11 protein-coding genes and 1 pseudogene are annotated in these 14,486 nt (G+C 32.1%); 10 read left to right on the forward strand and 2 right to left on the reverse strand.

The window, feature by feature from the left end; translation table 11 throughout:
- Window positions 1-51: 51 nt before the first annotated feature.
- Together GQR97_RS14920 and GQR97_RS14925 are read right to left on the reverse strand one after the other, a co-directional pair.
- Window positions 52-432, reverse strand: coding sequence for a RidA family protein (locus GQR97_RS14920; protein WP_158849795.1), 381 nt, complete (start codon window positions 430-432; stop codon window positions 52-54).
- A 106-nt stretch (window positions 433-538) separates the two neighbouring features.
- Window positions 539-3,291, reverse strand: a pseudogene (locus tag GQR97_RS14925) (putative LPS assembly protein LptD).
- A 163-nt stretch (window positions 3,292-3,454) separates the two neighbouring features.
- Between GQR97_RS14925 and GQR97_RS14930 the strand changes: the two are divergent.
- The 10 genes from GQR97_RS14930 to GQR97_RS14975 all read left to right on the forward strand — a co-directional run bounded on the left by GQR97_RS14930 (window position 3,455) and on the right by GQR97_RS14975 (window position 14,361).
- A complete protein-coding gene (locus tag GQR97_RS14930; RefSeq protein WP_158849797.1) occupies window positions 3,455-4,552 on the forward strand; it encodes an N-acetylmuramoyl-L-alanine amidase in 1,098 nt (365 codons plus the stop codon).
- Between the two features lie 69 nt (window positions 4,553-4,621).
- Entirely contained in the window at window positions 4,622-5,563 is a 942-nt protein-coding gene (locus tag GQR97_RS14935; protein ID WP_158849799.1) for an MlaD family protein, read from the forward strand.
- A gap of 6 nt (window positions 5,564-5,569) precedes the next feature.
- A complete protein-coding gene (locus tag GQR97_RS14940) occupies window positions 5,570-6,883 on the forward strand; it encodes a (Fe-S)-binding protein (RefSeq protein WP_158849801.1) in 1,314 nt (437 codons plus the stop codon).
- 6 nt (window positions 6,884-6,889) lie between these two features.
- Window positions 6,890-7,252 (forward strand): hypothetical protein, encoded by a 363-nt coding sequence (locus tag GQR97_RS14945; protein WP_158849803.1) that lies wholly within the window; start codon window positions 6,890-6,892, stop codon window positions 7,250-7,252.
- Between the two features lie 32 nt (window positions 7,253-7,284).
- Entirely contained in the window at window positions 7,285-8,076 is a 792-nt protein-coding gene (locus GQR97_RS14950; protein ID WP_158849805.1) for a (Fe-S)-binding protein, read from the forward strand.
- An 83-nt stretch (window positions 8,077-8,159) separates the two neighbouring features.
- Window positions 8,160-8,645 carry an ABC transporter ATPase gene (locus tag GQR97_RS14955; RefSeq protein ID WP_158849807.1) on the forward strand — a complete coding sequence of 162 codons (486 nt, stop codon included), beginning with the start codon at window positions 8,160-8,162 and terminating at the stop codon, window positions 8,643-8,645.
- Window positions 8,646-8,816: 171 nt separating this feature from the next.
- Window positions 8,817-10,040, forward strand: a complete 1,224-nt coding sequence (gene serB / locus GQR97_RS14960; RefSeq protein WP_158849809.1) for a phosphoserine phosphatase SerB — start codon at window positions 8,817-8,819, stop codon at window positions 10,038-10,040.
- A 510-nt stretch (window positions 10,041-10,550) separates the two neighbouring features.
- On the forward strand, window positions 10,551-11,765 hold the full coding sequence (locus GQR97_RS14965) for an imelysin family protein (RefSeq protein ID WP_158849811.1): 1,215 nt from the start codon (window positions 10,551-10,553) through the stop codon (window positions 11,763-11,765).
- A gap of 75 nt (window positions 11,766-11,840) precedes the next feature.
- Window positions 11,841-13,238 carry a di-heme oxidoredictase family protein gene (locus GQR97_RS14970; RefSeq protein WP_158849813.1) on the forward strand — a complete coding sequence of 466 codons (1,398 nt, stop codon included), beginning with the start codon at window positions 11,841-11,843 and terminating at the stop codon, window positions 13,236-13,238.
- Window positions 13,239-13,275: 37 nt separating this feature from the next.
- Window positions 13,276-14,361 carry an imelysin family protein gene (locus GQR97_RS14975; protein WP_158849815.1) on the forward strand — a complete coding sequence of 362 codons (1,086 nt, stop codon included), beginning with the start codon at window positions 13,276-13,278 and terminating at the stop codon, window positions 14,359-14,361.
- Window positions 14,362-14,486: the final 125 nt, after the last annotated feature.

Consider the following 14,486-nt stretch of genomic DNA (forward strand, 5'->3'; position numbering starts at 1 on the left):
TATTCTTAATAACCAATATCTTGTTTGGTTAGACTATCAGATTTATAAAGATTACTTGACAGCAATAACGCTAATTTCGACATTTACATTTTTAGGTAATCGGGCAACTTGAACTGTTTCGCGTGCAGGAGCAGTGGCGTCGTTAAAATAACTTCCGTAAACTTCGTTAATACTAACAAAATCGTCCATGTTACTTATGAAAATTGATGATTTAATCACATTTTCGAAAGTCATATCAGCCGCTTTTAAAACAGCTTTTAGATTATGCATAACTTGTGTAGTTTCTGTTTTAATGTCTTCTAAAACAAGCTCGCTGGTTTCTGGGTTAATAGCTATTTGTCCAGATGTGTATAATGTGTTTCCTGTTAAAACGGCTTGATTATATGGTCCAATAGGAGCAGGAGCTTCAGTTGTTGTTATTATTTTTTTCATCTAAAAAGTATTTTAATTTTTGTAAAGTTGAAAATCAACGAAATGTTTCTATAAAAATAATAAATTTACACTTTATTCAGTGCAAACAATATAGGAATAGTTAATTTTAAAGTTGAGTATCTGCCGATTTACGTTTTTCATATTTAAGATCTTGTAAAAGGCTAGATTTTATACCAATGAAGAAATTCCATGAGGTATAAGTTCCAAAAGGTACCCAACTCATATTCATTCTCCAGCTTTCTAAATCACGTTCAAAGCGAAGTTGAGTAGAGGTGAAACCATTGTTTTTAACATCGTAACCAGAGGATGCTCCAATAGACCATTTATCAGATAATTGAATATCTCCAGAGAACATTAAGGAATGCGATGATATCTCGTTTTGCCTTGTAGAGTTGGAGTAATTTACAGCGTAAGCTAAACGTAAACTCCAGGGGATTTTATAGCGATAAAAAGCATTTTTGGTGTCTTTATCTTTATCGTCTTTTTCAGGAATAGGTTTAGAGAAATCTTGAGATACACCGAACATATCATCGTCTCGACCACCACCTTGTAAATTTTCATCACGGTTTCTATCATCGTCTTTAGAATCCTTTTTTCCTTTTTTATCACTAGATAACGACCAACTAGCTGTCATGTTGGCACTAGTTAGCCTAAATAGACTTCCGTTATTATCAATGTTAAAAGTATTTATTCTATTATTGTTATTATCCAAAGCGTATGGGTCTAAAGTAGCTCCAAAATTCAAACTTAATTTATTATCAAACAGTTGTGTACCACCACTCATTCTTACCGGACTCCATTGTAAAGAGTCGCCTGCAAAATTATAAGATGTAGAAAAGTTTAAATTGTTTAATAGAACAACCTTTTTTGGTTCGGTTGCAGTACTATCTTTATCTCTAACTTTTGCTTCAAAATTGTTGGATAATGAAATCCCCATAGAACTAGAAAAAGTCTGTCCAGGAGTACCAAAAATACTTTCTTCAAACCGAGTAAATGAAACATCTTCAACCGTTTCTCCATCGGCACTAACAACCTCGTAAGTATCATAATATTTATCGAAAGCCGGATTTATATTATAACTAATAGACGGACGCATAACGTGCCTAATTTTTTGAATTTTTGGATCTTTACCTTCTTTTTCAAAATCGAACATACCATAAATAGTAGTTCCTAAACTCGTACTAAAATTATATGTTCTAAAAGAATCGAAGCCATTAACTGTTTCAGTTACTGTTTCTCTAGTTGTATTATCAAAGCTTTTATCAATGGTTTTAAACGTCCAAACTTCATTAAAATTAGTACTTGTACTCATACTAAAATATTTGAATAATTTAAAGTTGGTTGTTAAAGGAATAGTGTGTTGAAATCCAGTTTTAGCATCGTCAAACATTTCCTTTTAAAGAATAAAGAATCGGTAGTTGATATTCTATTTTCACCACGTAAATTATACTGTAAATTTATATTTTGAATAATCCCTTTTTTAGATCCTGTTTTAGGAGCAAAAGGATACATTCTACCAATACTACCGGTTAAGGTCGGCAAGGTCATATTAATAGTTTCTGTTTGCGTATTTTGCGAATGCGTAGCTGTTAAACTTAAACTAACTTGCGGTTCGCCTTGAAATGTTTTAGAGTAAGAAACCGAAGATGATAACGTATTATTAAATCGGTTTGCTAGATTTACTTGGTTTAATGAGCCACTGTAATAATTACTACTACCAAGGTTTACCGAGGCAGAAAAACGTGAGTTAGGGTTAGCTTTAGCATCTTGGCTATGCGACCAACGTAAATTGTATAACGTGTTTTTAGCATAATCGGAAAAGCCAAGTTCGCTGGTAATTAAGCTTTCATATCTAAAGGCTAAATTACCTCTGTATTTATAACGTTTTGCATAAGTGTTTTCTACTCTTAACCCGTAACTTCCGTTAGTATAATAATCTCCTAAAACAGTTAAATCTATGTTGTCACTTACCGCAAAATAATATCCACCATTTTGTAAAAAGAAACCTCGATCGTTTTGTTCTCCAAAACTTGGTAAAATTACACCCGATGTATGTGTTTCAGTTTGTGGAAAAAAAGCGAAGGGTAAACCTATTGGTGTAGGTACATCATATATAAATAAATTGGCTAAGCCTGTTACAATCTTTTTTCCTGGAACGATTTTAGCTTTTCTAAGTTTTATGTAATAATCTGGATCTTCAAGGTTTTCAGCTGTAGTGTATTTTGCATTCTTTAAAAAGTAAACTGAATCGTTTTCCTTTTTTGTGATACTAGCAATTACAGTTCCTTCTCCTTGTTCGGTTTTAGAATTATAAATAAGTGCTTTTTTAGTTTTGCTATTAAAAATAATAGAATCAGGTTCTACAACACTACTTCCTTGGGTAAATACGGGTTTTTGGGTGTATTCGCCAGTAGTATCAATAATACCTCGAGCACGAACGGTGTTTGTTGTATAATCTACAATAATACTTCCTGCAGAAATATTCATGTCACCATAATCAATTTTGGCTTGATTATATAGATATAGTTTATGTTTTATTTGATTGAAGGTGGTGTAATCTACCGCACTGTAAACCACTTTATTTTCTAAAAGGCCTTTTTTAGGTTTAATAGAATCGGTTTTAATGGAATCCTGAACTTTTTCATCAATTATTGGTACTAGTACACTATCGGTTTTTATAGTCACCCGATTTTCAACAGAAGGTATAATAGAATCCGTCTTTTTTTTGATGTCTTGCCCAAAGCTTAGCATGTTAATAAACATGGTAAAACTTAGTGCAAAAAGTATATTAAAGTTGTTTGTCTGCAACGCTTTTAAATGTATTTTTGTAAAAGTATGGCTCGGTTTTTGAAAAGCCAAAATTACATATATTTTTCTGTGAATGTTTTATATTCTAAGAAAAATTTAAAATTAAACTAAACTGAGTATTTTAATCGTTATTATTTTAAAAAAGGCATACTTTTTATTTTAGAATAGCCACATTTTTCAATACACCGATTTAAAACACAATCTTATTTATCTCATGAAAACGAACACCTTATTACTTTTCGTATCTTTTATATTAGTATTAACATTTTCTTCATATGCAAATAATAGAAATAACGACGCTGATAAATTTGTAGTTGTACTCGATGCAGGCCATGGCGGAAAAGATCCTGGGAATTTAGGAAATGGTTATAAAGAAAAAGATATTGCATTAAAAGTAGTTTTAGCTATTGGAAGTGCCTTAGAGAAAAACCCAAATATAAAAGTAATTTATACTCGTAAATCTGATAAATTTATAGATTTATTTGTACGCGGAAAGATAGCAAACAAAGCTAAAGCCGATTTATTTGTATCTGTACATTGCGATTCGCACACATCACAAGCTTATGGAGCAGGAACTTTTGTTTTAGGTTTACACCGAAATAAAACTAATTTTGAGGTAGCTAAAAAGGAGAACTCAGTAATTTTATTGGAAGATAATTACCATCAAAATTATTCGGGTTACGACCCAAATTCACCAGAATCTGCAATTAGTATAATGATGGGAATGGAAGATTATTTAGATCAAAGTATTCAGTTAGCAAGTTTAATTCAAAAAAACTTTGTTGGAAAATTAAAAAGAAAAGACAGAAGTGTTAAACAAGCTGGTTTTATTGTTTTACACCAAACAGTAATGCCAAGTGTTTTGGTAGAATTAGGGTTTTTAACCAATAATAAAGAGGGTGCATTTTTAAATTCAAAAAAAGGCCAACAACAGATGGCTAAGGCTGTCACCGATGCTATTTTACAATATAAAGCATCCTTAGAACAAAATGTGGCGCATACTATTTTTGAAGAAGAAGAGATAGAAACATCTTCTACTAGCGATGAAATATATAAGGATATTACTTTTAAAATTCAAATAGCTGCAAGTTCAAAATCTCTAGTAACTAAGCCATACAATTTTAAAGGTTTATCTAATATTTCTAAAGAAAAAACGGGTAGTTTATATAAGTATTATTATGGTTCTACATCAAATTATACACAAACAAAGCAATTGGTAAGCGATGCAAAAAGCAAAGGCTATAAATCAAGCTTTGTTGTAGCTTTTAAAAATGGTAAAAAAATTAGTCTTAGCGAAGCTTTAAAAAGGTAATTAAGAAATTACAAGCATTCTTTTTAAAATTATCTTAAATTTGTCTTTGTTATTTAAAGAATATACAATTTGAAAATATCTAGAGAAGTAAAAACAGGCATATTAGTATTATTAGGAATTCTCCTTTTTATTTTTGGTTTTAATTACCTAAAAGGACAAAATTTATTAGATAGTTCTAAAACTTATTATGCAGTTTACGATAATGTTGAAGGCTTGGTGCCATCTACACCTGTAACCATAAACGGACTAAACGTTGGAAAGGTAGTTAGTATTAAATTTAAGGAGGACGGCTCAGGGAAATTATTAGTAAAACTAATGGTAGATAATGACTTTGAATTCTCGAAAAATAGTACAGCACAATTATACGATACAGGATTAATAGGAGGAAAGGCTATTGCTATTCTACCAGCTTTTGATAAGGCAGGTAACGCCGAAAGTGAAAGTGTATTAAACGGAACGGTAAAAGTAGGATTAACAGACGCTCTTGCAAACCAATTAACACCATTACAAGGTAAAATCGAAAAAATGCTAACGAGTGCTGATGCATTAATTTCAAATTTAAATGATGTTTTAGATGAAAAGGGAAAAGCTAACTTAAAAACAAGTTTGGCTAGTTTAAGCGTAACTATGAAATCGTTTGAAGGCACATCAAAATCTTTGAATCAAATTATGCAAACTAATGAATCTAAAATTACCACGGTTTTAACAAATGCAGAAATTGCAAGTAATGATTTAGCAAAAATGACGAGTTCACTTTCTAAATCTGATTTAGCTGCAACTATGAAAAATCTTGAAACTACTTTAGCTAGTTTCAATAATATAATGGCAAACCTAGAAAAGGGAGAAGGTTCTATGGGCAAACTGCTTAAAGACGATGCCTTATACAATAATTTAGAAGGAGCAACCGAAGAATTAGAATCTCTTTTAAAAGATTTTAAATTACACCCAAACCGTTATACTAGAATTCTTTCTAAAAAAGAAATCCCGTATAAAGAACCTGAAACTAACTAAATTTAAATGACATATTTACCAAACATAGTATTCGCTATAATTTTAATTTGTGGCATTGGATATTTTGCAAATAATGTAAAAAAGCTCTTCCGAAATATTAAACTCGGTCAAGATGTAGATGTTAATGATAATAAGCCTCAACGTTGGAAGAACATGGCCCGCATTGCCCTTGGGCAAAGTAAAATGGTGCGCCGCCCAATTTCTGGATTTCTGCACGTTGTTGTTTATGTAGGATTTGTTATTATAAATATAGAAGTACTTGAAATTATAATTGATGGGCTTTTTGGCACACATCGTATAGGCTTAAGTATATTACCAACATCTGTTTACGGTTTTTTAATTGGCACGTTCGAGGTGTTAGCAATTCTTGTTTTTATTGCTGTAATCATATTTTGGACCCGTAGAAATGTAATAAAAATTCAACGTTTTTGGAAAAGTGAAATGACGGGTTGGCCAAAAAATGATGGAAACTTCATTTTATATTTTGAAATGGTTTTAATGACCCTATTCTTGGTTATGAATGCTACCGATTTTCATTTTCAAGCCTTAAATTCAGGAAACGTTATCAGTCAATTTATATCGCCGTTATTTTCAGGTTTACCGGAAACTACCTTGCATGTTATAGAGCGTAGTGCTTGGTGGATACATATTATTGGTATTTTAGTATTCCTAAATTATCTTTATTTTTCGAAACATTTACATATATTATTAGCGTTTCCAAATACTTATTATGGTAAATTAACACCAAAAGGGCAATTCAATAATTTAGAGTCTGTTACCAATGAAGTAAAACTCATGATGGATCCAAATGCAGATCCATTTGCAGCACAACCGGAAAGCGAAACAGACGAAGCTCCTGCTAAATTTGGAGCTAGCGATGTGCAAGATTTAAGTTGGGTTAGTTTATTAAATGCTTATACTTGTACCGAGTGCGGACGCTGTACTAGCGAGTGTCCTGCAAACTTAACAGGTAAAAAATTATCACCTCGAAAAATAATGATGGACACACGTGACCGTCTCGAAGAGGTTGGTAAAAATATCGATGCCAACAATGGTGAATTTAAAGATGATGGTAAACAATTACTTGGAGATTACATCACAAATGAAGAACTTTGGGCATGTACCAGTTGTAATGCCTGTGTAGAAGCCTGCCCAGTAAGTATCGATCCATTATCTATTATTATCGAAATGCGTCGTTATCTCGTTATGGAACAAAGTGCGGCACCAGCAGAACTTAATAACATGATGACCAATATTGAAAATAATGGAGCACCATGGCCATATAATCAAATGGACCGTTTGAATTGGAAAGATGAATAATAATGAATGAGATACTCTTTAATTATATTAACTATTACTTTATTTTGCTTTAATCGGGTTCTATCTCAGGTTGGATATCAAAAAGATTCATTGCAAATAAAAGTTTATGCTGCTATTGATTATGTCGATACCCATCCAGTGGAGATTAAGGTTAAAAAGGTGTTTTGTGATTATTGTACAGAGTTTCAAATAGAAAAATTATCAGAAGAGGCATATCGAAGAACATTTTTAATTCGTAATGATAAAAATGTTAGACTTACAAACGGCACATTTAAACATGCTTTATATATTAGAGTTTCTAAAAAAGATTTAGCTGGTTTAAAAAGAGAAGATTTTGAAATAGAAGAAGATATAAATCCAAATAATTAAAATTATCCATTTTAATTTAGAAAAGAATAAAAATGAGCGAACAACTAAACGTACCAACCATGGAAGAACTCATGGCACAAGGCAAACAGCCCGACATTTTATTTTGGGTAGGTTCTGCTGGAAGTTATGATGATAGAGCCAAGAAAATAACACGTGCTTTTGTTAAAATATTAAACAAAGCTAACGTTAATTTTGCTGTTTTAGGAACTGAAGAAACATGTACTGGCGATGTTGCAAAACGTGCAGGAAATGAGTTTTTGTTTCAAATGCAAGCCATGATGAACATAGAAGTTCTAAATGCTTATGAAGTAAAACGCATTGTAACTTGCGATCCACATTCATTTAATTGCTTAAAAAATGAATATCCGGGTTTAGGCGGAAATTACGAAGTTCTGCACCATACACAATTTATAAAAGAATTAATTGAAACTAAAAAACTAGATATAAAGGATGGTGTGTTTAATGGTAAGCGTATTACCTTTCATGATCCCTGTTATTTAGGACGAGCAAATTCGGAATATGATGCACCTAGAGATGTTTTAGCTTCATTAAATGCTACCCTTCTAGAAATGAAACGTAGCAAGGCTACTGCATTATGCTGTGGAGCAGGAGGCGCGCAAATGTTTAAAGATGCCGAAAAAGGGGATAAGGAGATTAATGAACTTCGTACGGAAGATGCTCTTAAAACCAATCCAGAAATAATTGCAACGGCTTGCCCTTATTGTATGACTATGATGAGCGATGGCGTAAAATTAAAGGAAAAAGAAAATGAAATTACGGTTTTGGATATAGCAGAATTAATTGCACAATCTCAAGGTTTGTAACTAAAGTTAATTAAATAGAAGCTATCAGTCTCAGCTTGTCGAAGACAATCAATACCATCTTTTATAATTCGTAAAAAATAATAATGTTAGTAGATTTCAATATATTACCCGAAGAATCACGTGTTTGGATATACCAAGCAAATCGTTCGTTTAACGAACAAGAGTTAGAAGAAATTCATGATAAACTCAATGTTTTTATAGAAAATTGGACAGCACATGGTAGTGATTTACAATCGGGCTATACCATAAAATATAAGCGTTTTATAATAATAGGAGTAAACCAAAGTATGAGCCAAGCATCTGGTTGTTCTATAGATGCTTCAGTACGTTTTATTCAGCAATTAGAAAAAGATTACAATGTCGATTTAATGGATAAAATGAATGTATCGTACAAACAAGGCGAATATGTAGCATATAAAACATTAATAGATTTTCGTAAAATGGCTAAAGACAAAGCCGTTTCTAAAAATACCATTGTGTTTAATAATTTAGTTGCGACAGTAGGTGAGTTTAAAGAAAATTGGGAAGTTCCTGCAAGCGAAAGCTGGCATAGCCGATTTGTAAAATAAAATTGAAACACCCACAAATAATTAAAATTTTTGGGTGTTTTTTTTTCGTTTGATTTAATGGTAGTGTGATATTTTACAAGAACGGTGCAAAGTGTTTTATTCTATAAAAAACTTTCATAATTCAAATAGAATAATGATTTTTACATCTTTGAAAAAAGTAAAAACTAAATTATGGCTAAAGAGATTGTTTTATTAAATATTTCAGGGCAGGATAAACCGGGCTTAACATCTAGTTTAACTGGTGTTTTGGCCGAGTATGGTGCAAAAGTTTTAGATATTGGTCAGGCCAATATTCACGATACATTGTCGCTTGGTATTTTGTTCGAAATAAAATCTAAAAAGAAATCGGCATCTGTTTTAAAAGATTTACTTTTTAAGGCATATGAACTTGGTATTTCGGCTAAGTTTACTCCAATTTCTTTAGATAAATATGAAGATTGGGTAACGCTTCAAGGAAAAGATCGTTATATCGTGACACTTTTAGGTGAAAAATTAGCAGCCAAACAAATATCTGAAGTGACTAAAGTCATTTCAGATAAAAATTTAAATATTGATTCTATAACCCGATTGACAGGCCGGTTATCGCTTAAAAAAGAAGCCGAATATCCACGTGCATCTATTCAACTTTCCATTCGTGGTCAAATTGATAATAAAGCTGAAGTCACTGCAAAATTTATGCAAATTTCGAATGATCTCGATGTTGATATAGCTTTCCAAGAAGATAATATTTATCGTAGAAACCGTCGTTTAGTTTGTTTCGATATGGATTCAACTTTAATTCAAGCTGAAGTTATAGATAAATTAGCAGAACTAGCAGGAGTAGGAGATGAAGTTAAAGCCATTACAGAATCTGCTATGCAAGGTGAAATTGATTTTAACGAAAGTTTTAAACAAAGAATGAAACTTTTAAAAGGGTTAAGTGAAGATGTTTTGCATGATGTAGCTGTAAACTTGCCCATAACTAAAGGTGCCCGTCGCTTAATTGATACTTTAAAAAGCTACGGTTTTAAAACGGCTATTCTTTCGGGTGGTTTTACTTATTTTGGGGAATATCTAAAAAAAGAATTGGGCATGGATTATGTTTATGCCAACCAATTAGAAATTATAGACGGTAAGTTAACAGGTGGTTATTTGGGAGATATTGTTGATGGAAACAAAAAAGCCGAATATCTAAAAGAAATAGCCAAAAGAGAAGGTATTGATATTAGCCAAACTATTGCTGTTGGTGATGGCGCAAACGATTTGCCAATGCTTAACCTTGCAGGTTTAGGTATTGCTTTTCATGCAAAGCCAAAAGTAAAAGATAATGCACAAAGTTCTATATCTAGCATTGGTTTGGATGGTGTTTTATACCTATTGGGTTATCATGACAGGCATATTGATTTAATTGAATAATAAGCATTATTTACTTTATATTTTATAACGGAAAAAGCTCTAAAATTATTTAGAGCTTTTTTGTTGTTATTAATCACAATAAGTAGCCATTATCTGGATGTCGAAGATATACTATAAATCTTCAGTTAAATTAAGAATAACAAGCGTTGATAGAAATTTTGTTTATGATTAATTAAGCAAACGATATCTATATTGTTGCTAATACATTATTTCTTTAAATGTTTCTAATAGAGGGGGAAATGGGGTCTAAGTCTTCCAAATCGAAATTAATGACGTGTAATTTTGAATTAAACTCTTTAGATTTTTCAATAACATCGACCAAAGGAAGAATTTTATCTTTTTTATTTTCGACTACAAAACAATATTTGGACTTTATTATATCTAGATACATGCTTGCTTGATGATACTTTTTAAAATTTATTTATATTTAATCTAAATAAATTTTGTTTTCTCCAAAAAGAAAATATATTTGCATTTCTATTTATATTAAGTCTAAATAAAAATAAAAACATGAAATTTAAATTAATTAACTTACTTTATTTATTAACTATCTCTCTATTCATTACTGCGTGTTCTAACGATGATGATGGAGGAGAGCCATCTGTAACTGTAGAGAGGTCTGCCGTTATAGAAAATTATTCAAACCTTGTTTACCAATCGTATTTAGATAGCTACAACGGGGCTGTATCTTTACAAACCGCTATAGATGTTTTTATTGAAACACCTACCGATGCTAACTTTACAGCAGCAAAAACAGCTTGGTTAGCAGCTCGTGACTTTTATGGTCAAACTGAAGCTTTTAGAGAAGCTAACGGGCCAATAGACACCGAAAATGAATCTTGGAGTCTTGGCACAGAAGGGCAACTTAACGCTTGGCCTATTGATGAAAGTTATATTGATTATGTGGCAACAGGCACAGAAACTTACGCGGGAAGTTTTACAAGTATTATTTCTGATACTAGCGTCACTATTGATGAAGCTACTTTAGCTTCTTTAAATGAAGAAACAACAGATAAATCAATAAGTACTGGATGGCATGCTATTGAGTTTTTACTTTGGGGGCAAGATAATACAACTCCAAGTGAAGATTTACCAGGGCAACGTGATTATACAGATTATACTATAGCAGATGATGCAGATCGTAGAGCTGAATATTTAGAAGCTGCTACAGATTTATTAGTTAGTGATTTAAACGCTTTAACAACCACTTGGGCTCCTAATGGAGATTACCGTACAGTTTTTGAGGCTTTAGATGAAGATGTAGCATTAAAACAATTTATTAATGGTGCCTTTTTTATCGCTGGAGATGAGTTAAGTTCAGAACGTATTATTGCACCAGTAGATTCTACAGATGGTATAGATGGCCTAGGTCAAGAAGATGAGCACTCATGTTTTAGTGATAACACGCATCAAGATATTTGGGCAAATGCTCAAGGGGTTTATAATGTTGTTTTTGGCAGCTACGGAAGTATTTCTGGTGATTCTTTTTACGATTTAGTAAAAGCAAATGATGAAGAACAAGCTCAAAAATTAAAAGATGCTGCTGATGAAGCTATGGAAAAAGTTAACGCTATTGCTAATAATGCGGAACCTTTCGATTACTTAATTACTTTAGAGAGTTCTACAGACGCTAACTTTGGTGTTGTAATGCAAAGTGTTGTTGCTTTACAAGACTGGGCAGATGAGATAAGTGCATCGGCTATTACAGTAGGAATTAGTTTATAATTAACATAAATTATTTATTAGGTGAAATCTCGAATATTATATTCGAGATTTTACTATTTAAAAGAATAACTCAAAATGACGCATAAAATTATATTATTCTTTGTTCTAACATTGAGCTTTTTTAATTGTTCTAATGATGATTATGAACCAATTGCTGAAGCAGAATATGAAGAAGGAGAGGAATTATTAACGGGTGCATTAGGCGTAAATTCTACGAGTAGTAATGCTTTTGGTTTTGAAATAAGCGGTTTATCGTTTGTGCAACAAGCGGAATTTGCATCTGGTAATTCGTTATTTAATCAAACCTGGGTGTCCTCTCCTGCATCAACAACTGCTCGTGATGGCTTAGGGCCAACATTTAATGCGAGAGCTTGTGCAACATGTCACTTTAAAGATGGTCGAGGTCAAGCTTTTATAAATGGCGAAGATTCTAGTGGGTTTTTAGTGCGGTTAAGTTCACCTGGTCAGGATAGTAATGGCGATGCTTTACCTGTATTAGGCTATGGTACACAACTTCAAGATCGTGCTAATAATGGTATTGACTTTGAGGCTAAGATAGTTGCTACTTATGAAACAATAACAGGGACTTATGCAGATGGTACACCTTACGAGTTACTAAAACCAATTTATAGCTTTTCTCAAGAATCTTTTGGTTCTTTAGCGGGAGTTTTAATGTCTCCAAGAGTAGCACAGCAAACCATTGGTTTAGGCTTAATTAGTGCTTTACCAGATGATGAAATTACTAAGTTTGCAGATGAAGCTGATGCTGATAATGATGGTATTTCTGGTCGTGCAAATTATGTTTATAATTATGATTTAAACGAGCAAGATTTAGGAAAGTATGGGTGGAAAGCTAATGCACCAACATTAAAGCAACAAGTTGCAGGAGCTTTACATGGAGATATGGGGTTAACAACATCTCTTTTCTCTGAAACAAATTGTCCGTCGCCACAACAAGATTGTGAAGATGCCATTAATGGTGGAGAACCAGAAGTTACCGATGAGCAATTGGATAAAATTCTTTTTTATCAAGCTCATTTAGCTGTCCCTAATAGACGGAATTATAAAGAAGAAAATGTATTAAAAGGAAAAGTTCTTTTTACGTCTTTAAATTGTATAGGGTGCCATGCTATTAATCAAAAAACAGGAACAGATGCGGCAAGTGAGTATCTAGAAAATATAACGATAAAACCATATTCTGATTTTTTATTACATGATATGGGAGAAGATTTAGCCGATAATAGGCCAGATTTTTTAGCAACAGGAACAGAATGGAGAACACAACCTCTTTGGGGAATCGGACTTATTTCAACAGTAAATAGTCATACAAATTTGCTTCATGACGGTAGAGCTGCTAATATTGAAGAAGCTATTTTATGGCATGGTGGTGAAGCTGAAACTATAAAAGAAAATTTCAAGAATTTATCGGCCGAAGATCGTGAAAACCTTATCAGTTTCGTTAATTCACTTTAATAAGATATCTATTATTCAGATTTATAAAAACAAGACCATGAATACTATTAAAAATCTAACACTTTTATTTATTTCTCTTTTATTGTTTACTTGTAACTCATCAGATGATAGTAGTGAGCCTTCCTTTAAAGTTAATTTACTTGTAACTGATATTGTTAATCAAAATATTTTACCATCTGTAGATAATTTTGTTTCAGAAAGTATCAGTTTAAACACTGCTGTAGAGGCTTATTTAGAAACATTAACAGAAGTTGATTTAGAAATTCTGCGTGCACAATGGCAAGTTTCCGCGAAAGCGTACGGAAGTATTTACGCTTTTAATATTGGTGATGTACGTGGGCAGTTTATGCATCAGGCTTTGTTTAATTGGCCAACATTACCAACGGCAATTGAAAATATATTAACTAATAATGATGAAATCACCGAGACTTTAATGTTAAGTTTAAGTCCTCAAATAAAAACCCTTTCAGGATTAGAATATTTACTTTTTGGAGACGATTTAGCAGTTGTTAATGCTGGGTTTATTGCATCAGAAAAAAGAAGAGATTATTTAAAATACACAGCTTTAGAATTAAAATCGCAATCGGAAAGACTTCAAATTATTTGGGGAACTTTAAATTCTGGGGCTTACGCCACTACTTTTATCAATAATGAAGAAGCGGGAATAAAAAGTTCATTCAACTTATTGTATAACGGCTTATTCAATTTAATTGATAATGCTAAAATAACTAAAATAGGAAAGCCTGCAGGTTTAGAAAATTCTGAAAACACAAATCCTGAAATTTCACAAGCATATTTCAGTCATACATCATTAAAAATTCTTGAAAATAATATTAAAAGTATTGAAGCGGTTTATTTTAACCCAAATGGTTTAGGTATTTCAGATTATGTTTATGCTACGGTTGATAATGAAGATTTAAATAATGCGATAGAAACTAAAATTGCAGAGGTTTATGCGGCTATTGATGGAATACCAACAAATTTTTATACGGCTATTTCCAGTAATCCTATAGAGGTGAAAACTTTACATGAAAAACTTAATGAATTAGGGGTTTTATTTAGCGTTGATGTGCGCAGTATTTTGTCTATTATTATCACAACTACCGATAATGATGGCGATTAATTAGAGCGTTATATAACAGGTTTTAGATTTATAGGAAATGTATTTCATTTACTAAATTTAAAATCTGTTATAAACTTCTTTATAAATCTATCTTAAAGTCTTTCCATCTTCCTTTTAAAAGTATT

This window comes from Algibacter sp. L1A34, from assembly GCF_009796805.1.
In the GTDB taxonomy this organism is placed as follows: Bacteria; Bacteroidota; Bacteroidia; order Flavobacteriales; family Flavobacteriaceae; genus Algibacter.